This is a genomic window from Rhodococcus sp. P4_B6, from assembly GCF_056402215.1.
On record NZ_JBFUHV010000138.1, the window covers coordinates 1 to 24476 of the forward strand.

At 68.5% G+C, this 24476-nt stretch carries 25 protein-coding genes; 14 read left to right on the forward strand and 11 right to left on the reverse strand.

The annotated features are described in order from the left end of the window. The 5 genes from AC1DWT_RS38355 to AC1DWT_RS38375 all read left to right on the forward strand — a co-directional run. Positions 1–445: acyl-CoA dehydrogenase family protein (locus AC1DWT_RS38355; RefSeq protein ID WP_477924636.1), on the forward strand; the 445-nt coding region annotated here is incomplete at its 5' end. Further along, complete coding sequence (locus tag AC1DWT_RS38360) at positions 442–1245, forward strand: hypothetical protein (protein ID WP_206013454.1); 804 nt, start codon at positions 442–444, stop codon at positions 1243–1245. The genes AC1DWT_RS38355 and AC1DWT_RS38360, both read left to right, overlap by 4 nt. Further along, positions 1242–2090, forward strand: coding sequence for an alpha/beta fold hydrolase (locus tag AC1DWT_RS38365; protein WP_206013453.1), 849 nt, complete (start codon positions 1242–1244; stop codon positions 2088–2090). The genes AC1DWT_RS38360 and AC1DWT_RS38365 overlap by 4 nt, the downstream gene beginning before the upstream one ends. Continuing rightward, positions 2087–3793 (forward strand): AMP-binding protein, encoded by a 1707-nt coding sequence (locus AC1DWT_RS38370; protein WP_206013452.1) that lies wholly within the window; start codon positions 2087–2089, stop codon positions 3791–3793. Before AC1DWT_RS38365 ends, AC1DWT_RS38370 begins: the two co-directional genes overlap by 4 nt. Next, entirely contained in the window at positions 3786–5021 is a 1236-nt protein-coding gene (locus AC1DWT_RS38375; RefSeq protein ID WP_206013451.1) for an acetyl-CoA C-acetyltransferase, read from the forward strand. Before AC1DWT_RS38370 ends, AC1DWT_RS38375 begins: the two co-directional genes overlap by 8 nt. A gap of 4 nt (positions 5022–5025) precedes the next feature. Here AC1DWT_RS38375 and AC1DWT_RS38380 read toward each other — a convergent pair whose 3' ends face one another. The 4 genes from AC1DWT_RS38380 to AC1DWT_RS38395 form a co-directional block, all read right to left on the reverse strand. Then, positions 5026–5820: an alpha/beta fold hydrolase gene (locus AC1DWT_RS38380; RefSeq protein ID WP_477924640.1), complete on the reverse strand. Its 795-nt coding sequence runs from the start codon at positions 5818–5820 to the stop codon at positions 5026–5028. A 73-nt stretch (positions 5821–5893) separates the two neighbouring features. Further along, positions 5894–6742, reverse strand: a complete 849-nt coding sequence (catA, locus tag AC1DWT_RS38385; RefSeq protein WP_072948068.1) for a catechol 1,2-dioxygenase — start codon at positions 6740–6742, stop codon at positions 5894–5896. Positions 6743–6764: 22 nt separating this feature from the next. After that, a complete protein-coding gene (locus AC1DWT_RS38390; protein ID WP_206013449.1) occupies positions 6765–8381 on the reverse strand; it encodes a 4-hydroxyphenylacetate 3-hydroxylase family protein in 1617 nt (538 codons plus the stop codon). A gap of 21 nt (positions 8382–8402) precedes the next feature. Next, entirely contained in the window at positions 8403–8975 is a 573-nt protein-coding gene (locus tag AC1DWT_RS38395) for a flavin reductase family protein (RefSeq protein ID WP_206013448.1), read from the reverse strand. Between the two features lie 241 nt (positions 8976–9216). On the opposite strand from AC1DWT_RS38395, the gene AC1DWT_RS38400 reads away from it, so the two are divergent. Together AC1DWT_RS38400 and AC1DWT_RS38405 are read left to right on the forward strand one after the other, a co-directional pair. After that, entirely contained in the window at positions 9217–10164 is a 948-nt protein-coding gene (locus AC1DWT_RS38400) for an AraC family transcriptional regulator (protein WP_095862298.1), read from the forward strand. Between the two features lie 32 nt (positions 10165–10196). After that, positions 10197–11738, forward strand: coding sequence for an HNH endonuclease signature motif containing protein (locus AC1DWT_RS38405; RefSeq protein WP_241031332.1), 1542 nt, complete (start codon positions 10197–10199; stop codon positions 11736–11738). Here AC1DWT_RS38405 and AC1DWT_RS38410 read toward each other — a convergent pair. From AC1DWT_RS38410 to AC1DWT_RS38425, 4 genes are all read right to left on the reverse strand, one after another. Then, positions 11635–12846 (reverse strand): cytochrome P450, encoded by a 1212-nt coding sequence (locus AC1DWT_RS38410; protein ID WP_477924644.1) that lies wholly within the window; start codon positions 12844–12846, stop codon positions 11635–11637. The two genes, AC1DWT_RS38405 and AC1DWT_RS38410, sit on opposite strands and share 104 nt — an antisense overlap. 14 nt (positions 12847–12860) lie before the next feature. Further along, positions 12861–14225: an NAD(P)/FAD-dependent oxidoreductase gene (locus tag AC1DWT_RS38415; protein ID WP_206013446.1), complete on the reverse strand. Its 1365-nt coding sequence runs from the start codon at positions 14223–14225 to the stop codon at positions 12861–12863. Beyond that, the gene (locus tag AC1DWT_RS38420; RefSeq protein WP_206013445.1) at positions 14215–14433 is read right to left on the reverse strand and encodes a ferredoxin; all 219 of its coding nucleotides are present in this window, start codon (positions 14431–14433) and stop codon (positions 14215–14217) included. The genes AC1DWT_RS38415 and AC1DWT_RS38420 overlap by 11 nt, the downstream gene beginning before the upstream one ends. 159 nt (positions 14434–14592) lie before the next feature. Beyond that, entirely contained in the window at positions 14593–15075 is a 483-nt protein-coding gene (locus AC1DWT_RS38425) for a YybH family protein (RefSeq protein WP_206013444.1), read from the reverse strand. 217 nt (positions 15076–15292) lie between these two features. Here AC1DWT_RS38425 and AC1DWT_RS38430 point away from each other — a divergent pair, with 217 nt between their 5' ends. Further along, positions 15293–15565 (forward strand): ANTAR domain-containing protein, encoded by a 273-nt coding sequence (locus AC1DWT_RS38430; protein WP_072948135.1) that lies wholly within the window; start codon positions 15293–15295, stop codon positions 15563–15565. Here the strand turns inward: AC1DWT_RS38430 and AC1DWT_RS38435 are convergent. Continuing rightward, positions 15562–15903: a TraR/DksA family transcriptional regulator gene (locus AC1DWT_RS38435; RefSeq protein ID WP_206013443.1), complete on the reverse strand. Its 342-nt coding sequence runs from the start codon at positions 15901–15903 to the stop codon at positions 15562–15564. The two genes, AC1DWT_RS38430 and AC1DWT_RS38435, sit on opposite strands and share 4 nt — an antisense overlap. 84 nt (positions 15904–15987) lie before the next feature. On the opposite strand from AC1DWT_RS38435, the gene AC1DWT_RS38440 reads away from it, so the two are divergent. After that, positions 15988–16749, forward strand: a complete 762-nt coding sequence (locus tag AC1DWT_RS38440) for a class I SAM-dependent methyltransferase (RefSeq protein WP_095862303.1) — start codon at positions 15988–15990, stop codon at positions 16747–16749. Position 16750: 1 nt separating this feature from the next. Here the strand turns inward: AC1DWT_RS38440 and AC1DWT_RS38445 are convergent, their stop codons facing one another. Both AC1DWT_RS38445 and AC1DWT_RS38450 read right to left on the reverse strand, forming a co-directional pair. Then, complete coding sequence (locus AC1DWT_RS38445; RefSeq protein WP_206013442.1) at positions 16751–17281, reverse strand: DinB family protein; 531 nt, start codon at positions 17279–17281, stop codon at positions 16751–16753. A gap of 52 nt (positions 17282–17333) precedes the next feature. Then, positions 17334–18353, reverse strand: a complete 1020-nt coding sequence (locus AC1DWT_RS38450; protein ID WP_206013441.1) for an Lrp/AsnC family transcriptional regulator — start codon at positions 18351–18353, stop codon at positions 17334–17336. Positions 18354–18481: 128 nt separating this feature from the next. Here AC1DWT_RS38450 and AC1DWT_RS38455 point away from each other — a divergent pair, with 128 nt between their 5' ends. The 5 genes from AC1DWT_RS38455 to AC1DWT_RS38475 all read left to right on the forward strand — a co-directional run. Then, complete coding sequence (locus AC1DWT_RS38455; protein WP_206013440.1) at positions 18482–19735, forward strand: M20 metallopeptidase family protein; 1254 nt, start codon at positions 18482–18484, stop codon at positions 19733–19735. Further along, positions 19732–21060, forward strand: a complete 1329-nt coding sequence (locus AC1DWT_RS38460; protein ID WP_206013439.1) for an MFS transporter — start codon at positions 19732–19734, stop codon at positions 21058–21060. The genes AC1DWT_RS38455 and AC1DWT_RS38460 overlap by 4 nt, the downstream gene beginning before the upstream one ends. An 84-nt stretch (positions 21061–21144) precedes the next feature. Beyond that, positions 21145–22287, forward strand: a complete 1143-nt coding sequence (locus tag AC1DWT_RS38465) for an alpha/beta hydrolase family protein (protein WP_477924649.1) — start codon at positions 21145–21147, stop codon at positions 22285–22287. A gap of 175 nt (positions 22288–22462) precedes the next feature. Then, positions 22463–24100: a sigma-54-dependent Fis family transcriptional regulator gene (locus AC1DWT_RS38470; RefSeq protein WP_206016002.1), complete on the forward strand. Its 1638-nt coding sequence runs from the start codon at positions 22463–22465 to the stop codon at positions 24098–24100. A 116-nt stretch (positions 24101–24216) separates the two neighbouring features. Continuing rightward, positions 24217–24476, forward strand: a 260-nt coding sequence (locus tag AC1DWT_RS38475) for an aldehyde dehydrogenase family protein (protein WP_477924651.1), incomplete at its 3' end; no start/stop codon positions are given.

Consider the following 24476-nt stretch of genomic DNA (forward strand, 5'->3'; position numbering starts at 1 on the left):
CTCCGGTCTCGAGGTCGGGCGGGCGCACACCGCGGCCCGGGCGATCGGTCTGGCTCGGGGTGCGTTGGAGGATTCGATCGCGTACCTGCACACCCGCCGTCAGTTCGGGCACGAGTTGGCCGACTTCCAGCATCTGCGGTTCAAGATCGCGACGATGGCCGCCGACATCGAGGCCGCGCGGCAGTTGATGTATGCGGTGGCCACCGATATCGACACCGGCCGTCGGTGCTCGCTGGAGGCGTCGATGTGCAAGCTGGTGGCCACGGAGATGGCCGAGCGGGTGACCAGTGAGGCCGTGCAGATTCACGGCGGTGCCGGGTACACCACCGACTTCCAGGTGGAGCGGCACTGGCGCGATGCCCGGTTGACGAAGATCTTCGAGGGCACCAGCGAGATCCAGATGCGGATCATCTCCGACGAACTCCTGGGAAGGGCTGCCGAATGAGCACACTCACCACAAGCATCGCCGTCGGCGATCGCGCTGTGAGCGACGCCCGGCGAGTCTCCGAACTCGCACTGGCCTTGCCGGAAGCATCGTTGACGGGAATCGCCGTGGCGGGGCTGCTCGCCCCACGACCGGCGGTCGCAGCCACACGTACCGGGCTGCAATGGAATTCGCAGTCTGCGGTGACGGATGACGACGTCGTCCGCGTCGAATCCGTCGTCACCCGGGTCGAACAGTCGGCGGACGGAGCGGTTCTCGACCGCCACGTGCGGCTCGTCGACGACGGCGGGTCGGTCCGCGAGCAGGGTATCGAGACGTGGCGCCTGCCCGACCCCGCCGGAGTTCGATACGACCCGGCGGTGGACTTCTGCACCCCCGCCTGGGGAGAGGTTCTCCGCGAATCGCTCTCCGCCGATCCTGCCTTCGCGTCCTCGCTGGCGACGTGGGACGGCACGGTGGGCCTGCGCTGCACCGACGCCTCGGGCGGGTCCCGCGAGGTGCACCTGCGGATCTACCGCGGCCGGATCATCGACGTCGCGCGCCGCGTCCCGGGTGGGGCCACGTTCACGCTCGTCATCCCGGCCGTGACGTGGGTCGACCTGGTGGTCGCCGAACACAACGACTTCATGCGCCGCGCGATCAGCGGTGAATTCTCCTCCAGCGGCGACGGGTACGAGTACCTGCGACTCACCAAGCCGCTCGACATCGTCATCGCCCATGCCCGCGCCGCCGCACGTGAGTGGCAAAGCGTGTCGGGGCACACTTTGCCACTCACGTGCGGAAGGGAGGCCCAGTCGTGATCGAGGCCCGGTACCTGGAAATCGACGGCGCGCTCGGCTTCGTCGAAATCGTCACCCCCGACAATCGTCGGGACATCGAAACGCCCACCGTCCTGTGCCTGCACACCGCGGGGCAGAGCGGAGTCCAGTGGCGCCACGCCGCGTCCGCACTGGCAGACCGCGGCTACCGGGTGATCGTCCCCGACCTTCCGGGCCACGGGCGTTCCGAGCCCGCGGTCGACGGCCCGATCACCAGCATCGTGGTGTTCGCGGACTGGCTCGGGAAGGTCCTCGACGCCCTCGCCGTCGAGCGGCCGTTCGTGATGGGATGTTCCATCGGGGGCAAGCTGACACTCGAACTCGCGACCCGCCCGTCGCGGCCGCTGGCCGGGGCGATCGCGATGGAGGCGGAGGCCGGTCCCGGCCGCGTCAGCGTCGGCGGTCTGCGTCGCGAACTCGAGGACGTCGCCGGACCCAGCCGCGCTGACCGCACGTACCTGGGCACCCTGGCGTCCATCGGGCGGTCCGTGCCCGAACCGCAGGCCCGCCTGATCGCCACGATGCACAAGCGCGAGGACCCGGAGATCTCGTCCTCGGACCTCATCGCCTGGGGAACGCACGACGTGCGGGACCGTCTCGCCGACATCACCTGCCCCATCAGGCTCGTCGCCGGAGCGCAGGACCCGTGGATCCAGGCCGGACTCGTCGAGCAGGCCGCAGCGAGAATCGAGGCTGCCCGGCCGGGATCTGCGACGTTCACCCTGCTCGACGACATCGGCCACTACCCGATGGAGGAGATCGACGATTTCGCGTCGGTGGCGGACGGCTGGCTGACGGAACTGCGCACCACGGCGGTGCTCTCGTGACGGCGCACGACACGGCCACGCGCCGTGACACTCTCGCCGCGTTGCTCGACGCACTCGTGACGGCCGACCCGACGGCCCCCGCCACGATCGACGTCGTCGACGGCGAACCGATCGTCTCGGGCCGCGCCGACCTCCGCGACCGCGTCGAGGCTCTGAAATCGGAACTCTCGAGGGTAGGTGTGCGCCGCGGCCAGTGTGTGGCTGTGCTGCTGCCGAACTGGTCCGATGCCATCGTCTGGCAGCTCGCCTCGTCGGCCGTCGGCGCACACGTCATCGGCGTCAACACCCGCTACAACACGCACGAGATCGCGCACATCCTCACCTCCGCGCGACCCGCGGTGGTGGCCGTGGCGGACCACTTCCACGGCCTCGACTTGTTCGGGCGACTCGGCGAGGCGCAGCAGTCCGTCGATCTCCCGGCACCGGCGGTCGCGGTGGTGCGCGGCCCGGCGGCCGGGGGCGAGGCTCCCGATCCGGCGCGGTTCGACCTCGGCGGCGGCGCCTGGACCGCGGGCAGCGCGGACACCGGTGGTGTTCGGGTGCCGGAGACACCCGACATGGCCACCACGACCGCCGCGGGCGAGCGGGCGGATCCCGGCGACCCGCTCGCGGTCGCGTTCACCACGTCCGGCTCCACCGGCGTTCCGAAACTCGCGGCCCATCGGGAATCCGCGGTGGTCCGGCACGCCCGCGCCGACGCCGTCGTCCTCGACGTCGAGCCCGGCGACGTCACGCTCTGCGTGCTGCCGGTGTCGGGAGTGTTCGGATTCAGCACGGCCCTGGCGACTCTCGCCGGCGGCGGCGCGCTGCTGATGGAGCCCGTCTTCGAGGCCGCGGCCACGCTGGGCCGCATGCAGTCGCTGAAGGTGACACACGTGGTCGGCGGCGACGACCTCTTCACCCGTCTCCTCGACACGTGGCACGGGGGTGACCGCGCCGACCTTTCTTCGTTGAAGCGGCTCGGGATCGCCGACTTCCTCGGCCGTTCACACGAGGTGGCCGCATGGGTGCGGGACGAATTCGACGCCGTCACCACGGGCGTCTTCGGGTCCTCCGAGGTGTTCGCCCTGATGCTGCTGTGGGATGTCACCGATCCGGAAGCCGTGCGCTGGAACGGCGGCGGGCGTCCGGTGGAACCCGCCATCGAGATCCGGATCGCCGACCCACTGGACGATTCCGTTCTCCCCGACGGCGAGCAAGGCGAGCTTCAGGTGCGCGGACCGAACGTCGTCGACGCGTACCTCGGCAATCCGGAGGCGGCCGCGCGAGCATTCACGTCGGACGGCTGGTTCCGCAGCGGCGACCTCGCCGTCGCGACCGGAGACGGCGGCTATACATACGTATGCCGGATGGGGGATGTGCTCCGGCTGCGCGGATTCCTGGTGGATCCCGCCGAGATCGAGCACCGGATCGCCGAACACGACGGCGTCCACCTCACGAAGGTCGTCGGAGTCACCGGCACCGGCGGATACACCGAAGCCGTCGCGTTCGTCGTCCCGGCCGAGAACGCCGACGTCGACGCCGCCGAACTCAAGTCGTGGTGCGCAGAGTCGTTGGCGGCGTTCAAGGTTCCGGCCGCCGTGCACATGATCGAGGAAATGCCGACCACCGTGGGCGGTAACGGGGCCAAGATCCGAGCGGTCGAACTGCGCGAATGGGCGCAGCGCTGGACCGATCACGAAAGGGATTTCCGCAGTGCCTGAAAATTCGAACGCCCAGGCGACCGATGTCGTCGTCTGTGAGCCCCTCCGCACCCCCGTCGGCAGATACGGCGGCCAGTTCACGGACGTTCCCGCCGCCGACCTCGGCGCCCGTGTGGTGTCCGAACTGCTCGACCGCACCGGCGTGGATCCGGGCAGCATCGACGACGTGATCTTCGGTCAGTGCTACCCGAACGGCGAGGCACCTGCCATCGGCCGCGTCGTGGCCCTCGATGCGGGCCTGCCGGTGACGGTTCCCGGTCAGCAACTCGACCGCCGCTGCGGATCGGGTCTGCAGGCCGTGCTCGACGCGGCGATGCGGGTACAGACGGGGGTCGCCGAACTGGTGATCGCCGGTGGCGTGGAGTCGATGAGCCGCGCCGAGTACTACACCGAGTCGATGCGCTGGGGAGCCAAGGGCGCCCCGGCAGCGCTCCACGACCGGCTCGCCCGCGGACGTGTCACCGCCGGCGGCCGCAACTACCCGGTGCCCGGCGGCATGCTGGAGACGGCGGAGAACCTGCGCCGCAGGTACGGCATCAGCCGCCGGGAACAGGACGAACTCGCGGTCAGCTCCCACCAGCGGGCGGTCGCCGCCATCGACTCGGGAAAGTTCGCCGAGGAGATCGTGCCGGTGGAAGTCCCGGTCCGCAAGGGTGATCCGCGGCTCGTCGACCGGGACGAGCATCCCCGCGCCGACACGACGCTCGAGTCACTCGCGCGTCTACGGCCAATCATGGGCGCCACCGACCCCGACGCGACCGTCACTGCAGGCAACGCCAGCGGACAGAACGACGGTGCGGCAGCATGTCTCGTCACCACCCGGGCGCAGGCGGAGCGTCTCGGTCTCCGGCCGCTCGCCCGCCTGGTCACCTGGGCGGTGGCGGGTGTGGAGCCGTCCGAGATGGGCATCGGACCGGTGCCGTCCACCGAACGGGCCCTGAAGCGCGCCGGGCTGACGCTCGCCGACATCGACCTCATCGAACTGAACGAGGCCTTTGCAGCGCAGGCGCTGGCCGTCACCCGTGAATGGAATTTCGGTGCGCAGGATTTCGACCGCACCAACGTCAACGGTTCGGGAATCTCGCTCGGGCATCCCGTCGGCGCTACGGGAGTGCGGATCCTCACCACGCTTCTGCGCGAGATGGACCGTCGTGGAGTCCGTTACGGTCTCGAGACGATGTGTATCGGCGGCGGCCAGGGGCTGACCGCGATCTTCGAGAGGATCTGACCCCTCAGCTGTCGAGACCCCGAATCCAGTCGGTGAGCGCCCGCACAACCTGTGCGGGCGCTTCCGGCATCAGCGCATGGCTCGCGTTCGGGACGACGCTCACGGTGACCAATTCGCCGAACCGGTCCCGCAATTCGTTCGCCGTCTCGCGCGGCCGGAACGGGTCGAGAGCGGACTGCAGGTCGAGAATCGGCTGGTGCGCGACCGCCCACCATTCGTCCTTGGGTGTGGCGGCCGACGCTGCGAGCTGCCCCTTCGACACCTCCGGATACCAGCCGCTGAGCCATTCCGTCGGGTCGTTGCCCGGCGCGAAGAATCCGGTCTGCAGGTAGCCGATCCGCTCCGCGTCGGGCAGTGAGGGATCGGCGCACTTCACCGCCAGCGCGGTCAGTGCGGCCGGGTAGTTGCGGGCGCCCGCCGCCGCGACGACGACGCCGCGCACCAGGTCGGGCCGGTCGGCGGCGAGYATTCGTGCGACGTAGTGCCCGTAGGCGTGACCGACGACGACGGCCGCGCCGTTGTCCTGTGTCTCGATCACCGCTCCGACGTCGGCGGCCAGGTCGTGCAGCGTGATGTCCTCCAGCGGACCGGTGCTTCGGCCGATGCCGCGCGGTTGCGGACGGGAGACCCGGAACCCGTTGCGCGCGAGCCCACTCGCGACGTCGTCGTAGTCGTACGACTCGCGGCCGAGCGAGGGCAGCAGGATCACCGAGGGGCCGATGCCCTCGACGACGACCTCGATCACGGCCGACGCGGTGTGCACGAATTCCGTCGTCCGCGCTTCGGATGTGTTCGCCATGTTGATTCCTCCACAAACGTCGAGACCCCGGGCGACGCGATCTCTCGCGTCGCCCGGGGGAATGGGCCGTGGCTCAATCCGCGGCGGGATCGAGCGCGAAGTCGTAGGTGACGACCTTACGCCCGGTGTCGTCGAGCTGCGGATCGAGGAGGAGCTCGGGTTTCGTCGCGCCGGCGACGTCGTCATCGATCCAGTCGCCACCCGCGAAATACAGCTGCGTGATGATCGGCTGCTTGCCCGGGGACGTCACCCGCAGGTGCAGGTGCGCCGGACGCCACGGGTGCCAGCCGGCGGAGTTGATGAATTGCCCGGTGGGGCCGTCGGTCGGGATCTGGTACGGCGCAGGCTCGATGGTGGTGATCTCGTACCGACCCTCCGCGTCGGTGACGATGGTTCCGCGCAGGTTCCATTTGGGCAGGTGGGGAGCGAACTGCGAGTAATAGCCCTCGTCGTCGGCATGCCACAGCTCGATAATGGCGCCGCCGAGCCCCGTGCCGTCCAGGTCGGTGACCTGGCCCCGGAGAACGAGCGCGGTGTGAGCCCGATCCTCGTCGCGCATCGGAAGGGCGCACCGCGCGGGGAGTTCGGGCGCACCGGGCACGTAGTACGGTCCCTCGATGCTCCCCTTGGTGCCCTGGAAGTTCCGGGAGTTCACCTCCTCGATCTCGTGCTCGACGAACACGTCGAGGAGTAGCGGCCATTCGCCACCCTCGCCGACGTCGATAAGCCACTGCTTGAGGACGCGGTACTCCGGGTAGGTGACGGCGTGCTTTCGGATCAGCGCGCCGAACCCGGCGAGCGCCTCGGTGGCGATGGCGGACAGGCGTTCCGGCGAAGTGTCGGCGGTGAATCTGGCGCCCTTGAACTTGTCGGTGGCGGCGTTGCCGGAGCCGACCGCGGTGGGGCTTTCGATGGTGGTCATGGATTCTCCTGGTCTCGAGGGGCTAGCTGCGGCCGAAGTAGGAGACGTCGTCGTTGCCGATGAGGTCGGGCACGGTCCAGCCGTCGAGGTCGTACTCGGCAAGGCATTGCTCGGCCAGACCCTTCATCGAACTGACCGTTCCCCGGTTCTCCGCGAACATCAGCAGTTCCGCCTTCACACCCTCGTGGTTGCCGGCGTAGTTGCGCTCGTACAGCTCGTGGCGGCCACCGAACTCGCTGCCCACCGAATCCCACAGGGCCTTCATGATCTTCACCCGCTCGACGGCGGGCATGCCCTCGGAGCCGCGGACGTACTTGTCCAGGTACGGCCGGACCTCGGGGCTCTTGAAGTCCGCCGACGACGACGGCAGGTAGATCAGGCCCGACGCGACGTCCTGCTCGATGATCTCCTTGATCCGCGGGTACCCCTGCTGCATGAACATCCGGTACGTGAGGCCGTATTCGAGCTTGGGGATGACGGTGTCTCCCACCCACGGCTCGGGGTCGCGGATCATCGATTCGGTGAGTGACCAGAACAGGTTTCGCCAGCCGATCACCTCACCGACGCGGGTCTGCACGCCGCGGAACCCGCCCGCTCCGGTGGCGTCGAGGGCCTTCATCAGAAGACCGGCGATGAAATCGAGCTTCACGGCCAGCCGCGTGCACCCCTGCAGGGTGAAGCGCGGCAGGAACCCCGACTGCGGGAAGAAGGCATTGATCTTGTCCACATCGCCGTACATGAAGACGTTCTCCCACGGCACCAGCACCTTGTCGAAGACGAAGATGGTGTCGTTCTCGTCCATCCGCGACGACAGCGGGTAGTCGAACGGGCTGCCCATCACCGCGGCCTGCTGGGTGTAGGACGTGCGGCAGATCAGCTTCACCCCCGGGGCGTCCATCGGGACGGTGCAGATCAGGGCGAATTGCTTCTTCTTGATCGGCAGCCCGTAGTGCGCGATGAAGTTGTAGTTGGTGATCGCCGAACCGGTGGCCACCACCTTGGCGCCGGAGACGATCAGGCCGGCGTCGGTTTCCTTTTCCACCTTCATGAACACGTCGCCGACCTCGTCCGGGGGAAGCTGCCGGTCCACCGGGGGGTTGATGATCGCGTGGTTCCAGTACAGGACCTTCTCCTGCGATTCCTTGTACCAGCGTTCGGCGTTGGCCTGGAACGGCGAATACAGCTCCTTGTTCGCATGCAGGGTGCCGAGGAACGACGCCTTGTAGTCGGGGCTGCGGCCCATCCAGCCGTACGTCATCCGTGCCCAGGTGGCGATCGCGTCGCGGTCCTTCAGCAGGTCGTCCGACGTCTTGGACGCCCGGAAGAAGGGCATCGTCACCCCACCGTTGCCGGTGTCGGTGGGGGTCGTCAGGGTCTCGACGTGCTCGCCGGTGTGCATCGCGTCGTACAGGCGGGCGGTCATCCGGATCGGGTTGCGGAACGCCGGATGCGTCGTGACATCCTTGACACGCTCGCCGTGCAGGTAGATCTCCCGGTCGTCGCGCAGCGACTCGATGTACTCGTCACCCGTCATCGGGCGCGACGCGAAGTTCGCGGTGCGGTTCGCCTCACAGTCCGCAGCGACATTGACCTTGCTACGGTCGACGGCGTTCTCGGGGGCAGCTTCGGTGGTGGTCATGGTGTTTTCCTTTCGTCAGGATTACGAGGCAGCCTGGGCGAGCTGCAAGTGGAGGGGCGTGAAGGACGCGGCGGCGTCGAACCATCCGCTGTGGGGGTCGTCGAGGCAGCCGTTCCACGCCGTGGTGCCGGACGCGGCGCCGAGATCGTGGAAGGTACTGCGGTAGAACAGCAGTGGGTCCTTGGCCGAGTCGACAGAGGCGTCGACGATCTCCCCGATGAAGATGATGTGATCGCCGCCATCGTAGGAGGCCCAGGGTGCGCAGGTCAGCGTCGCCGCGTTGCCGGACAGTGCGGGAGCGATGCCGGAGTCGTCCCACACCGGTTCCGTCCGTTGTGGTTTGCCTGCGAAATGCATGGCGGTATCGAGCTGATCGGCGGCCAGAATGTTCACCGCGAACGGCGCGTCACCCAGGTAGCTGCACGCCTTCGATTTCCGGGTCAACGTCACCTGGCACAGCCGAGGTTCGATCGAGATCGCAGTGAACGCGGTGACGGTGGCCCCGTGCGGCTCGCCGTCGGAGTTGGCGCACGTGATCACGGTGACGCCACTGGCGAACTGACCGAAAATGTTACGGAGAGTGCGCTGATCCATTTTTCGTGACCGCCTTTCTGCACGATTCGTGCGATCACCCCTGCGTTTGGGGGCACCTGCACAACGTATGACGGGCATCACAGTCCGTCGATCCGCATTGCGAACCGCCGATCCGGAACGCGAAACGGGATTGGCGGAGGTGCGGCGCAGGGCCTTGCAGTGACGTGAGTCACAGGCGATGCTAGGGTCGGGAGTTGCTCGAACGCCGCCGAAGCGCGAGGTGAGAGGTCTGGACGTACGTATGCGAGGACAGCTGGAGGGCCCCGGTTTCACCGACTGGGACGAGGTTCACGAGGTGGTTGCGGACGCGTACTTCCCCCACGAACTGCGTCCGCTGTCGCGTGATAACGCCGCGCGGTCGTCGTTGGAATCGTCCGACGTGGGGGCGTCGCGGCTTGCCCGGATCGGATTCGGGGCAGCCGTGGCCATCGAGTCCGACCATCCCGGCGCGTACGGCATCAACATCCCCCTGACCGGTCACATCGTGTCCGTCACCGGCGGCATGGAAGTGACGTCGACGCCGGGACTGGCGACAATCTGTCCGCCCGACACCCGGACCGTGATCACCAACTGGAGCAGTTCCTGCGAGATCATCGGCTTCAAGGTGGACCGGGGCTACCTGCAGAGGGAGATGGACCGCGTGCTCGCCAGGCCGGGTCAGGTGTTGCCGCGGCAACTCGACCTGCGCGCGGGCGCCGGAGCGGAGTGGCTCAGACTCGTCCGTTCCATCGCCGACCAGGCATTGCACGACAGCGTCCTCCTGCGCAGTGAGATGGTGTCGCAGCAATTGTGTGGTGCCCTGACCACCGCTCTCGTGCTCACCGCGATGCCGGACGACGACACCGGCTCGTCGGGAATCCGCCCCCGCATCGTCAAGCGGGTCATCGACGCGATCCATGAGGATCCGGCACGCCCCTGGACGGCGGGCGAGATGGCCGAACTCGTCGGCGTGAGCGTCCGGCGCATGCAGCAGGGGTTCCGCGAATACGTGGGCATGACGCCGATGGAGTTCCTCGTCGACGTGCGCCTCGAACGTGTGCACGCCGATCTGACCGGAAGCGCTTCCTGTGCAACCGTTTCCGAAGCCGCCACCCGCTGGGGGATCATGCACACCGGCAGATTCGCCGCCGCCTACCGCCGCAAGTACGGTGTGACGCCGTCCGAGTCGCTGCGGGACCGCGGCCTCTGAAACTTGTCGGACCCTCGCGATAGTATTCGCACATGAGTTCGACTGGGGGGTCGGTGGGGAGCCGGGTGGCGGAGCATCTGTCGATGCTCGCTGCCGCGGTGGACGGGTTGCTCGATGCAGGCTTGACCGAGCTGTCGGACGGCGAGGTGGTCGAGGTGATGCGCGGGGTGGAGCAGTCCCTTCGCCGCACGGAGGCGGTCTCCCACCGATTGGTGGTGGAGACCGTGGAGCGCTCCGTCCCGGCGAGTCTGGGGTATACCTCGCCGAAGAAGCTGCTGATCGAGGCGCTCCGGATCTCGGGCGCGGACGCGTCCGCCCGGGTCACCGCCGCCCGTGAGCTGGGGGTGTGGCACACCCTGGCGGGCGATCCGATGCCACCCGTCTTGCCGGAAACCGCTGCGGCACAGAGTGATGGCGACATCGGAGCGGATCATGTGCGGGCGATCGCGAAAGTGATGCGCAAGATTCCCCACGCCGTCGACAACGACGCGGTAGCCGACGCCGAGGCCGTCCTGGCCACCTTGGCGCGAAGCGCAACTCCTGAGGACGTGGAGCAGGCCGGGCACCGGCTGCTGGCGTACCTGAATCCGGACGGGAGTCTCGGCGACGACCGCGACCGGAAACGCCGGCGTGGCATTTCGATCGGTCGGCAGGACACCGAACTGATGTCGAGAATCTCCGGTGAACTCGATCCCGTCGCACGGGCGATGCTCGATCCGATCCTCGCCAAGTGGGCGCGGCCCGGAATGAACAACCCGGACGATCCCGACTCACCGGCCGGCGACGGCGAGAACCCGGCGATCGATCGTGACGTGCTGGCTGCCGCGGCCGCACGCGATACCCGCACCGCGGCGCAGCGCAATCACGACGCGTTCAGCGCGGTGTTCCGGACGCTGCTCGAGTCGGGGGTGCTCGGCCGGCACCAGGGCCTGCCGACGACGGTGATCGTCACCATGACCCTCGAGCAGTTGGAGAAGGCGACCGGCGGGCTGGCCACGACGGCTACCGGCGGCCTGCTCCCGATCGAGGACGCACTGGCCCTGGCAGAGAAAGCGCATCCGGTGCTCGCACTGTTCGATCGTGCGGGTCGTCCGTTGCACCTGGGTCGACGGCGTCGTCTGGCCGGTGCCGACCAGCGGCTCGCGCTGATCGCGGCAGACGGGGGCTGCACCCGGCCGGGGTGTTCGGCGCCGGCGAGTCTGTGTGCGGTGCACCATGTCACGGACTGGCACAAAGGCGGGCGCACCGACATCGAAGGTCTGGCCCTGGTCTGCGACGCATGCCATGCCCAGGTCAACGACGGACTGGCCGGCTGGGCGACGAGGTCCGCGCCCGCGCATTCCACTCACGCGGGCCGGACCGAATGGATCCCACCGCCGCACATCGACCCCACCCGAAGACCGCGCATCAACCACCGGCATCATCCTGGTGAGTTGATCGCGCATGCGCGGGGGAGCCGGTCAGCCCCTGTCACCCACAGTCCACCAACAGGTGCCGGGGACCCCGCAGTACCGGGTTGGGCCGGTAGGGCGGCGGATCCTCGACGAGCCGCGGATTCGGGAGGCGGCGGATGAGTTCGGCGAGCGCCATCTGCCCTTCGAGGCGGGCGAGGGGAGCGCCGAAGCAACTGTGGATGCCGCTGCCCAGACCCACGTGCTGGTTGTCCTCGCGGTCGGGGACGAACCGGTCGGCGTCGATGAAGCGTTCGGGATCGCGATTGGCCGACGCCAAGGCCAGGACGAGCGGCGACCCCTTCGGAACGGTGACGCCGTCGATCTCGATGTCGACGATCGGCGTTCGCTGGCCCAGCAGGTGCACGGGCGGTTCGAAGCGGAGCAATTCCTCCACGGCCTGCGGCATCAAGTCCGGTTCCGCGCGAAGCCGCTCGAGAACATCGGGATTGCGCAGCAGGGTCAGCATGCCGTTGGTGATGAGGTTGACGGTCGTTTCGTGCCCGGCGATGAACAGCAGGATGGAGTTGGTGACCAACTCGACGGTGTTCAACTGGCCGTCGGGCCCCGAATCGTTGGCCAGCCCCGACAGCATGTCGTCGCCGGGATTGCGGCGACGGTCCTCGATGAGACCGGCCATGAACATGGCCATTTCCATCTGGGCCTGCTGCGCCGCCTTCACCTGCTCGTTGTCGGCGCTGCTGCGCCGCGGGTCGATGGCCGCTACCAACGCGTCGGCCCAGGCGTGGAACCGGGGTTCCTCCTCGTGAGGCACGCCAAGCAGTCGGCAGATGACGGTGACGGGGAAGGGGTACGCGAAGTCGTCGACGATGTCGATGCGGCCCTTCCCGTCGAGCCCGTCGACGAGGCTCGTCACGAGTTCTGCGAGTTCGCCACGCATGGAGTCGATCCGGTCGGGGCTGTGCGGCGGACCGAACTGTCGCGTCGTCAATCGGCGCAACCGATCGTGCTCGGGCGGATCGAGTTTGAGGAAGGACTCCGGCCCGTCGCCGGCACGATCCGCCCCGGGAAGCCCCGGCCCCCGGTTGTGCAGGTCGGAGCTGATCCTCGGATCGTGCAGAAGCGCCATCACGTCGTAGTACCGGCCGACGAGGAAGGAACCGTTGTCCTGCGGCGCCACCCGCGTCTCACGAAGTTCCTCGTACAGCGGATACGGATTCGGCCGGTTCGCCTGGTCGGTGATCCGCTCGAACAACTGCGCACGCGACATGGACACTCTCCCTGTTACTTCGGTAGCGAGACGAACTCGACACGACGTTCGGTGGGCAGATGACCGGTCACCGCGACGGTCGGGCCGTGGCTGAGAACCGCCGGGTCCGGCAACTCCGACGGCCGCACCTCGAACGGCTCCGCCCGGTCCATGACGTCGAAGTCCGGTGGGAACTCCGCCGCCGACTCGATCAGCCCCCGATAGAAGTCGAGCCACTTCCCCTGATTGAACGCCACCGCCGCGGTGACGCGACCACGGAAGCCGTACGCCGCCACGAATCGCCGGTCGGTGACCGAACCCTGGGTGATCACCACCTGATCGGAGTAGGTGGGGATGCCGACGGACTTGATGTTGACGCCGAACTGGCTGGACCAGAACGCCGGAATCTCCAGGTGCGGTCGCCGGCGGAGGCCGTCGTGGATCATGTTGTGCGCTGCCACCTCGGCCTGGCCGATCGCGTTGCCCCAGTGCTCCAGTGCCAGCAACTGGTAGTCGTAGAGCGGATGCGGTTGCCGTGCAACGTCACCGGCGACGAACACGTTGTCGGTGACGATGCCGTTGATGTCGAATGCCCGGCAGCCGGCGTCGCACGTGACCCCGCGGGGCCCGGCGGCGAGACCGGATCCGAACAGCCAGTCGGTGTTGCGGATGCTGCCCTGCGCGACGATCGCCACGTCGACGTCGAGTGTGGTCCCGTCCGAGAGGTGCGCGCGGCACAGCCGTCCGTCGCTGTCGCCGTCGAGTCCGGTCACCGTGACCCCGGTGCGCAGGTCGACGCCGTGGTCGCGTTGCATGTCGGCGGCGACCGCCGCCACCACCCCGCCGAGCGCACCGACCAGCGGTGCCGGGCCGCGCTCGGTGACCGTCACGGACAGCCCGCGCTCCCGGCACACCGACGCGATCTCCGAACCTGTGAAGCCGGCGCCGATCACCAGGACGTGGCGCGGTCCGGCAGACAGCCGTTCGCTCAGACGTCGGGAGTCGTCGCAGGTGCGGACGGTGAGGACGCCGTCGAGTGCCGCCTCGGACGAGTTCGACCACGGCCGGGCGCGGACGCCGGTCGCGATCAGTACCTTGTCGAACTCGACGGTGTCGCCGTCGCTCAGCACCACCCGGTTGTTCTCCAGATCGAGGGTGGTGGCCCGCACGCCGAGCAGCCACTTCGCGTCGAGGTCGGAACGGTAGGGGAGCGCCGCGTGTTCGGGCGGCATGATCCCGAGGAGGACGGCCTTCGACAGCGGCGGCCGGTCGTACGGTTCGTAGGGTTCGTCGCCGATCAGGGTCAGCGAACCGTCGAAGCCCTGCCCCCGTAGCGCCTCTGCCGCGCGTACCCCGGCGAGCGAGGCGCCGACGATGACGATCCGCACGTCACTCCCCATCGTGGTGGGTGGGGATGTCCGTGGTGATGGCGTGCACCGGGCAGGCCGCGGCGGCCTGCGACACGTGCTCGCGTTCGCCGTCGGCGGGGCCCGCGTCGTAGAGGAGGGCCTCTTCTCCGTGCAGAGTGAAGACGTCGGGTGCGAGGAACACGCACTGCGCGTAACCCTGGCACCGATTGAGGTCGACGACGAGTTTCACGTCAATCATCCCGATTCTGAACAGTTCTGGTCACACGGGTCCACAGGGACTGCGCGGCGCATGGCCGTCCGATCGCGTCGGGCGGAGACCTCCACCCGGAAACCAGTATTCCGGAATGGCCGGTCTGCTCGGTTTCGATCCGCTGTTCTGGAGCCATTCAGAAATGCGCTATTCGGTCAACGGGAAGGCGTGCGACACGTGGATCTTCCAGCTGCCGTCCGGCTGGCGGCGGAACACGTCGACACCCGATTCGCGGACACTCTCGAGTACAGTGCCCGAAGCGTCGGTGACGGTGAGCGGCCACACCAGGCGCACCGCGGCGAGGTCGCCGTCGACGAGCACTTCGGCGATCTCGGGCGCCGCATAGGTGAACGTCCGGTCGGGGACGGTGAGTACCCGCTGAAACTGCGCGCACGTGGCGTCGTAGTTGCGGTCCTCGGTGCCGGGGTAGATCACGACGACATCGGGGGCGAACAGCGAGCAGACCGCAGCCACGTCCTTGTTCGCGAAGTCGCGCGGCCACTGATGCAGGGCGTCCACGATCGATGCCTCGTCTCGGCCTGGTTCCGGCGACGCGGCGTGTTCGTCGGCGCAACCCGAGGCCGCCGCGAGGACGAGAACGGCGACCACAGGAAAGCGCCGTGCGCCCATCCGGCCTCCGTTCGGTGGCACCGTCCGTCCCCTACCGACGGGTAGAACCAGGGAGTAGTAACGAGAGTTACAAGTATCTTGCCGGAGTTCGTATCCTGCTGTCGAGAAACAACTTTCGGACACGGTCTCGATTCGGCAACGTAGACCACCGGTTCGTGATGTGATGTGGTCACACCAGACCGGCAACGCCCAGTGGCGACACCTCAGAGGCGGAATATTGACGATCGAAGCTCACCGCGACACCCGCGCGACACGGCACCTGTCCGCTTTGGACGCTGCAATTCAGATCCTGACCACCGCGCGCGGAAGCTCGTACAGCGCGGACCAGGCCTTCGACGAACTACTCGACTCCTCCATGCGGCATCAGGTCGATGTCGGCGATCTGGCCGAAGCCCTCGCCGACCTCGCCGACGGGATCCGTCCCGAGGCCGACGACCATCGCCGGGCCCGCGACGTGGCTGCGCGCGAGTGGGGAGCCTTCCTGCCCTAACCGGCGCAGTCGATACACGTCAGGGCGGCGGGGAGCGCGTCGAGCCGAACCTCGGCGATCGGCCGGCCGCACCGGATGCAGAGGCCGTACGTCCCGCTGTCGAGCCGCTGCTGCGCCGCCGCCAGATCCTCGACCTCGCGTCTCGCATCGGCCAGCAGCGCCGACACCTGGGCCCGTTCGAACGCGATGGTCGAGCCCTCGGGATCGTGTTCGTCGTCGTCCGTGGTGAATTCCGACCCCTCCACGATCGCGGTGAAACGGCCGGTCAGCGAGGCTATGCGACGCTCGGCGTCGACGCGTTCCTCGGCGATTCGAACGCGATGCTCCGGTGCGGTCATGTCCCGTTCAACATCGGCCGCTGCCCGGTGCTTCCCCCGGTAATCCGCTCGATCGATCCTGGACTTTCTGTCAGGCTTCCCCGCATGGCACGCACATTCGAGGATCTGGTGGCCGAGGCAGAATCCGTGTCGGTGGACGGCTGGGATTTCTCCTGGCTCGACGGCCGGGCGACCGAACAGCGGCCGTCGTGGGGGTATCAGCGCCTGATGGGTGAACGGCTCGGGCGCGCGAACGCCGCTCTGGACATCCAGACCGGGGGCGGGGAGGTCCTCGCCGGCGCCGCGACGATGCCTCGCGTGATGGTGGCGACGGAATCGTGGCCGCCGAACGTCGCGAAGGCCACGGCGCTACTGCATCCGCTCGGTGCGGTCGTGGTGGCCGACGCGGACGAGCCGCCGCTGCCGTTCGCCGAGGGCGCCTTCGACCTGGTGACCAGCAGGCACCCGGCCACGGTGTGGTGGGACGAGATCGCCCGCGTCCTGCAACCCGGAGGCACGTACTTCTCCCAGCACGTCGGGCACGCGAGCGTCTTCGAACTCGTCGAGTACTTCCTGGGGCCGCAACCCGAGAACGTGCGCCGCGGCCGCCACTACGAGGACGAGTGCGCGGATGCGGAAGCCGCGGGACTCGAGGTCGTCGATCTCCGTTTCGAATCTCTGCGGATCGAGTTCTTCGACATCGGCGCCGTCGTCTACTTCCTGCGCAAGGTGATCTGGATGGTGCCCGGTTTCACCGCCGCGCAGTACCGCGACCGTCTGCGGGAACTCCACGACCGGATCGAGGCGGACGGCCCGTTTGTGGCCCATTCGACCCGGTTCCTCATCGAGGCCCGCAAACGTGGCTGACTCAGCCCATCGTCTTCGACCCGTCGAGAGCCTCCCGGAGGATGTCGGCGTGCCCGGCGTGCTGGGCCGTTTCACCGATGATGTGGAGCAGCACCCGGCGCGCGGACCAGCGCGATCCCGGTTCGAACCACGGCGCCTTCGGCAGCGGATGCGAGATGTCGAGGTCGGGCAGCGCGGCCACGATCTCGTCGGTCCGGTGYGCCACCTTCGCGTAACGGTCGAGGACGCCGGCCAGGGTCTCGTCGGCGCGGAGGGTGAATTCCTTCTCGCGATTGCCGGTGCCGGTGCCGTCCACGGGGCCGCTGCGGACGGCGTCGGTGCCGCGCACGATGAAATCGGCCCACACCCGTTCGGTGTCCGACACGTGTTTGACGAGTCCGCCCAGGCACAGCACGCTCGCCGTCGGGCGCCGGGCCGCCTGCTCGTCGGTGAGGTCGCGGACGGTGTGGCGGAGCAGGTACCGGTGCTTCGCCAGCGACTCCAGCAAGTCGGCACGCTCGCCGGTAGTCGACGTTTTCGCGGTAGAGGTCACGGGGGATCACCTGCTCCAGCCGGTCCGATGATGGCGCATTCGACCGTAGCGGTCAGCCGCCGTGCGCGGTGACATAACCGGTCGCGCGGCCGTGGGTGTCGAGTTCCCACCCCATCCGCTTCCGGGACCGGAGCGTCACCGAGGAGTCGATGATCTCGAGGCTGGGGGCGCGGGTCTCCAGCCACTCCTGCACCCGCAGCAGGTCGGGCAGTGAAGACACCCACATGCTGACGAGGAAGTTCGCGGGTCCGGTCATCGACATGCACAAGCGCAGTTCGGGGCGGGTGTTGACGACCTCCACGACGTCGCGGTGCGCGCGCACGGGCAGGCGGCACCACCACGTGACGGTGATGGGCCACCGCGTCGCGTTCTGGGCGACGTCGCAGCGCAGCACTACCGTGCGGGAGCGCAGCAACCCGGCGAGTTGCCTGCGCACCGAGGACGCGGGCCGGTCGATCACCGCGGCGATCTCGCGCGCGGACGCCCGGCCGTTCCGGGTGAGTTCGCGGACGAGCGCGCGGGCGACCTCGTCCGTCAGGCTCTCCGGCCGGCTCGATCCGGACTGCAGAGGGGTGTTCTCCAGTGCCGCGATCGCGGCGGACTGCGCCGTGTCCAGGGAGTCGAGGCGCCACCGGCTGCCCTCCGCGTGGAGTGCGGTGCACGTGTGCGTCCGGGTCGCATTGACGCTCGGGTGGCGGGGCAACTCCTCGAGCACCAGGTCCGACAACTCGTGCAACGACCCCGTCTGCACGGTCAGGATGAGGTCCCGGCCACGCGCCGCATGCTCGATCGACGACACCCGCGGGTCCCGGGTGAGCGCCTCGACCAGTGTCTTCGTGCCGGCGAGGTCGCACGTCACCTCGATCATCGCGGTGAACGCCCCCGCACCCGTCATCGGTGCGGGATAGGCGGTGATCCAGGCCAGTCCGCGCTCGGTGACCGATTCCCACCGCCGTGCGAGGGTCGCGGACGTCGCGCGGAGGATCGGGGCCAGCTCGGCCCACGTCGCCCGGGGACGGATTTGCAGGGCGTGAATGAGCGAAAGCTCGGATTCGGTCAGCATCTCGCTCATAAAGCTCTTTCTGATTCGGTGAGAATGATCGTTTTCGACGTTATCGGTGGTCCGTCGTTCCGTGGCTCACAGCATATGACCACCGACGCATTCGGTCCCGAACGTGACCACCGATATAAGGGAGAGCAATGGATCTCTTGGACGACGCCCGCGCTCTGCAGGGCGACCTCGCGCAGTTGCGGCGTGTACTGCACCGCGAACCCGAGGTCGGTCTGGACCTGCCGCGCACGCAGGAAACGGTCCTCGCGGCGTTGGACGGACTGCCGCTCGAGATCTCGACGGGAACCCGCACGACGTCCGTGACCGCGGTGCTCCGGGGTGGCCGACGCTCGGCGGGCGCCGCGCCGACGGTGCTGCTGCGCGCCGACATGGACGGACTGCCGGTCACCGAACAGACCGGACTCGACTTCGCGGCGCAGAACGGCGCCATGCACGGATGCGGGCACGACCTGCACACCGCGGCGCTCGTCGGGGCCGCGCAACTGCTCAGCCGGCACCGCGACCGGTTGGCGGGCGACGTCGTCCTGATGTTCCAGCCCGGCGAGGAGGGGTGGGACGGCGCCAAGGTGATGGTCGACGAGGGCGTCCTCGACGCGTCCGGTCGGCGCGCGGACACCGCGTACGGCATGCACGTCTTCTCCTGCCAGAGGCCGCAGGGCCGCTTCTTCTCCAAGGCGGGCACCCTGCTCGCGGCGTCGTACAAACTGACCGTGACGGTGCGCGGGGCGGGTGGCCACGGCTCGTCCCCGTCGACCGCCCGGGATCCGATCACCGCGATGGCCGAGATGATCACGTCGCTGCAGACCATGATCACCCGGACGTTCGACGTGTTCGACCCCGTCGTCGTGACCGTCGCGAACGTGCGGGCCGGATCGCGGCACAACATCATTCCCGACGATGCGCGGTTCGAGGCGACCGTCCGGTGCTATTCGTCCGCCACGTACGAGAAGGTGCCGGGAGCGCTGCGCAGGGTGCTCGAGGGGGTCGCGTCCGCGCAACGCGTCGACGTCGAGGTCGACGTGGCCCCGGAGTTCCCGATGACGATCAACGACGTGGACGAGGTCGCGTTCGGCGCCGAAGTCGTCAGCGACCTCATGGGCGAGGACCGCTACGAGACGGTCACGCATCCGATGGCCGGGTCCGAGGATTTCTCCTACGTCCTGCAGGAGGTGCCCGGCGCGTTCATCGGGCTGGGCGCGTGCATGCCCGGCGCCGACCCCGCTGCGGCTCCCATGAACCATTCGCCGCGGGCGCAATTCGACGACGCGGTGCTCGCGGACGCCGCCACCATCTACGCTGGGCTGGCCGTTCGACGTCTGGAAAAGGCGAAGTCCGGCGATGCCCGGCTCGAGAATGCCGCGGCCGGAGGTGACGCACGATGACCGGGATCGCTACCGAAAGCGGGTCCGTAAACGCAGGCCAGCCCACCGTCCGTCAGCGGTCCGAGCGCTGGGAGAAGGCTCGCGCGATCGTCGGCGTGGGCACGGGCAACGGGATCGAGTACTTCGACTGGACCGTCTACGCCACGTTCGCCGCGTTCTTCGCCCCGCAGTTCTTCCACACCGGGTCCGCCGTCTCCGACCTGCTGGCGTCGTTCGGCGTCTTCGCCGTCGGATTCGTTGCCAGGCCGTTCGGCGGTCTGCTGTTCGGCTGGCTGTCGGACCGCCGGGGACGCAAGCTGTCCATGACGCTCGCCGTCGGCCTCGCCGCGATCGGCAGCCTGGTCATCGGCCTGACCCCGACCCATCAGACGATCGGTGTCGCGGCGGCGGTCGTCCTCGTCGTCGCGCGTCTCGCGCAGGGCGTCGCGCACGGCGGCGAATTACCGTCCGCGCAGACCTACATCGTGGAATTCGCGCCGACGGCGCGGCGCGGACTCTGGTCCAGCCTCATCTACATCTCCAACACCACCGGAGTAGTGGTGGGCACGCTGCTCGGCGCATTGCTCACGACAACATTGAGTTCGGAGCAGATGGCCGACTGGGGTTGGCGAGTGCCGTTCCTGCTGGGCGGCGTGCTCGGCCTGTTCGTGCTGTGGATGCGGTCCCGGATGAGCGAGACCGAGGTCTACGAGGAGTCGGGTGAGGACACCACGAAGCGGTCGATGTGGCAACTGTTCGTGGTGCATCGGCGGCAGGTGTTCCAGATCCTGTTCTTCACGGTCGGCGGCACCGTCGTCTACTACGTGTGGGCGGTGTCGGCGCCGGCGTACGCGATCACGGTCCGGGGTATCGATCCGTCCGGCGCACTGTGGGCGGGGGTCGGCGCGAACCTCGTACTGATTGCGTCGCTGCCCTTCTGGGGTGCGGTGTCGGACCGGATCGGACGCAAACCGGTGCTGTACATCGGCAACCTCGGCATCGCGGCCCTGCTGTTTCCGCTCAACGCCATGATCGGGCACAGTGCGCTCACCCTGTTCTTCGCGATGGCGATCGCCCTGTTCGTGATGGGCGCGCTCCTGTCGGTCATGCCGGCGATGATGGCCGAACTCTTCCCGACCGGGCTGCGCGCCGCCGGTGTCGGGGTGCCGTACTCGATCGGGGTGGCGGCGTTCGGCGGGACGGCGGCGTACGTCCAGACGTTCTTCGCCGACCGTGGGTCGCCGGAACTGTTCGAGTGGTACGCCCTCGCGCTCATCGCGGTCTCGACCGTCGCGCTGGTCACGATCCCGGAAACCAGGGGACGGGATCTGGCCGCCCAGCACTAGCCCACGTGAGCGGCAAAGAGTGCTCCGGCACGCTTTGCCGCTCACGTGTGGGATCTTGAAGCGGTGAAGACACACTCGGTACGTATGGCGCGAGCCGCGGCAACCGTCGCGATCACCTCCCTGACGGTCGCCGGCACCTGCCTCGCCTCCCCGGCCGCGTTCGCCGACGAGGCCGACCGCACGCCGGGGAGCGTCGTGGACGTCGAGCCGCTGCCCGCCGACCTCTGGATCCCCGGTACCGCCGACGCACAGCGAATCACGTACTGGTCGATCGGGTCCGACGGAGGTCCCGCACTCAGCAGCGGTGCCGTGTACGTGCCACCGGGGGACGCGCCCGACGGGGGCTGGCCGGTGGTCGCGTGGGCGCACGGCACGTCCGGACTCGCGGACGACTGCGCGCCCTCGCTCGTCGGTCCTGCGCTCCCCGAGCGTGACTACCCGTACCTCGGACGCTGGCTCGAGCAGGGATACGCCGTCGTCTCCACCGATTACGTCGGTCTCGGCACACCCGGTGTGATGCCCTATCTCGACGGAAAGGTCGAGGCGCACAGCGTCGTCGACTCGGTGAAGGCCGCCCGCACCGTCGACGAGTCCCTGTCGAACAAGTGGGTGGTCGTCGGACAGTCGCAGGGTGGTGGGGCCGCGATCACCACCGCCCGCTACGCCACCGAGTTCGGCGGGGAGACGCTGGACTACCGCGGGGCCGTGGGAACGGGCGTTCCCGCGAACATCGAACTGGCACTGCTGCCGCTCGGGCCGGGGGTGCCACCCACGGCGATCCCTGCCGGCCTCACGTCGTACCTGTTCTACATCCTCGCGGGACTGCGGTCGGCGCACCCCGAGATCGACCTCGACTCGTACCTCACACCCCTCGGCGCGCACTACGTGGACGCTGCGGAACAGCTGTGCGTCAACGAACTTCACGATGCTGCGGAGGGTGTGGTGGTCGGTGACCTGTTCAGCAAGCCGTTGAACACGATTCCGAACTTCCACGGCATGCTCGTGGACTACATGGGCGTCCCGACGAGCGGATACGACCGTCCCCTGTTCATCGGGCAGGGGCTCACCGACATCGACGTGCCCGCGCCGTCGGCGTTCTCGCTGGTCGCCGCGCTCACCGCGAACGGTGAGCCGGTCACGTTCACGACGTATCCCACCGACCACAGCGGCACGCTCGTCGATTCGCAGGCCGACACCATCCCGTTCGTGCGGGGCCTGTTCGGCTGATCGATCGGGGCACTGTCCAGAATCCGGACAGTTGCCCGCCGCGCCCGCGGGCACTATGGCGTGGGTCACACGGTGTGGGTACGTTCGGATGTGAGTCGTGCACCGGTGCACGACCGGATCCGCGCGCGGCAAGGAGTCGAGGTTGGAGTTTGGCGGCACGACCGGGCACGCGGCGATGCGGCCGGAGATCGCATTGTCCTGGAAGCGTTCGGCGCTCAGCGGGCTGGAACCGACGTCGACGCCGAGCGATGATCCCTGCCCCGACCTGGACAAGTCCAGTCGGCTGCTGCAGGCGGCCCGGCCCGTCCTCGACGAGATGGAACAGCAGATCCAGGGCACCGGTTTCTGTGTCCTGCTCGCCGACCGCGACTGCCGCATCGTCGCCCGGCTGTTCGACGGCCGCAAACTCGAGCGCCTGATCGACGGCGCCGGGGCGGTGCTGGGGTCGAGGTTCGGCGAGGACTGCGTCGGGACCACCGCGCTGGGGACGCCGCTGGAGGTCCGGCGCGGAGTCGTGATCCACGGCGAGGAGCACTACCTCGAGCGGTTCAAGGACCTCAGCTGTTACGGACACCCGATCGTGCATCCGGTGACGCGCCGCGTCGAGGGCATCCTCGACATGACGGGCGTCGCGTCGCGGGCCAACCCGCTGTTCGCCCCGTTCCTGGCCCGCGCGGCCGGCGACATCGAGCGACGGCTGCTCGAGGGGTCCCGGGTGTCGCAGCAGCGGCTCGTGGACGCGTTCCAGCGGGTGTCGCCGCAGAATCAGATGGCGGTCACCGCGATCGGCGAGGACATCCTGCTCAGCAACCGGGTCGCGCTCGACCTGCTCCAGGTGTCCGATCACGCGACGCTGCGGGGGCTTGCCGCGGACCTGCGCCCGGAGCAGTCGAAGACGGTGCGGATCCGATTGTCCTCGGGCGAACCGGCGTTGGTCCGGGCCGACCACGTGGCGGGCACCGACGGAGGCGCGGTGTTCGTCGTCCGCCCGGACCGCCGGACGAGCACCCCCATCCGGCGCGGCAAGTCGCCGTCGAGTTCCGTCGTCGAACGCAGCAGGTCGGAGTTGTCGCGGCTGCGCGAGACCCGGGATCCGGTGGTGATCAGCGGCGAACCGGGAACCGGCAGGACCACGGCGGTCCGCGATCTGGCCGGCGACCGGTCGCTCGTATGTATGGACGCTGCCACGATCGCTCTCGACGGCGCCGAGGCCTGGATCGATCGACTGCTCGCCCTGGTGGCGGGACCCTCCGCGGTCCTGGCGATCGAAGAGGTGCAGTTGCTGCCCGAATCGATGCTGCCGCTGGTCGTGAAGATGCTGGCGGCCGACGCGGGTCCCCGGATCGTGATGACCAGTTCGCCGCTCGGTGACCTGCCGCCGGGAGTGGCCGGTCTGGCAGGCCGGTGCCCCGGACAGGTGGTGCTGCCGCCGCTGCGGCAACGCACCCGCGAGTTCGCGGACATCGCGCAGGCGGTCCTCGACTCCGTCGAACCGGGCCTCCGGCTCTCGGCGAGCGCGCTGGACGCTCTGATCGCCCGCGACTGGCCGGGCAACATCGCGGAACTGTCCGTCGTGTTGCAGGCGGCCGCGCGCGGGCGCGCCAGTGCGCACCTCGCTGTCGCGGATCTGCCCGACCAGTATCGGACGCCGCCGCGGGTGTCCCGGCTGGCGGGCCGCGAACGCGCCGAACGCCAGGCCATCGTCGACGCACTGCAGGAAAGTGGCGGCAACAAGGTGCACGCCGCGGCCGCGCTGGGCATCAGCCGCAGCACGCTCTACGTCCGGATGCGGGCCCTCGATATCACCGTCTAGCTGCAGTTTCATCCACCGATCCGCGACCGTCCGGAGGTGTCCGAAGTCAGGACAGTTAGTGATATGGCAATCAGTGCACTATGAGCCACATCACATTCACAACTTCGGAGGTTTTGATGACAGCGACGATCGAACCCAGCCAAGCGGAACTCTTGCCGTCGGTACGGAACTTTCTGTCCGGCACCAAGCGATTCCTCGTCGGCGGGCAGTGGGTGGAATCGGCCAGCGGCGAGACGTTCGAGACCATCGACCCCGCCAACGGGCAGGTGCTGACCACCGTCGCACGCGGTGGCGCCGAGGACGTCGACCGTGCAGTCCGGGCCGCACGCACGGCGTTCGACGAGGGCCCGTGGTCCACCATGAAGCCCAACGAGCG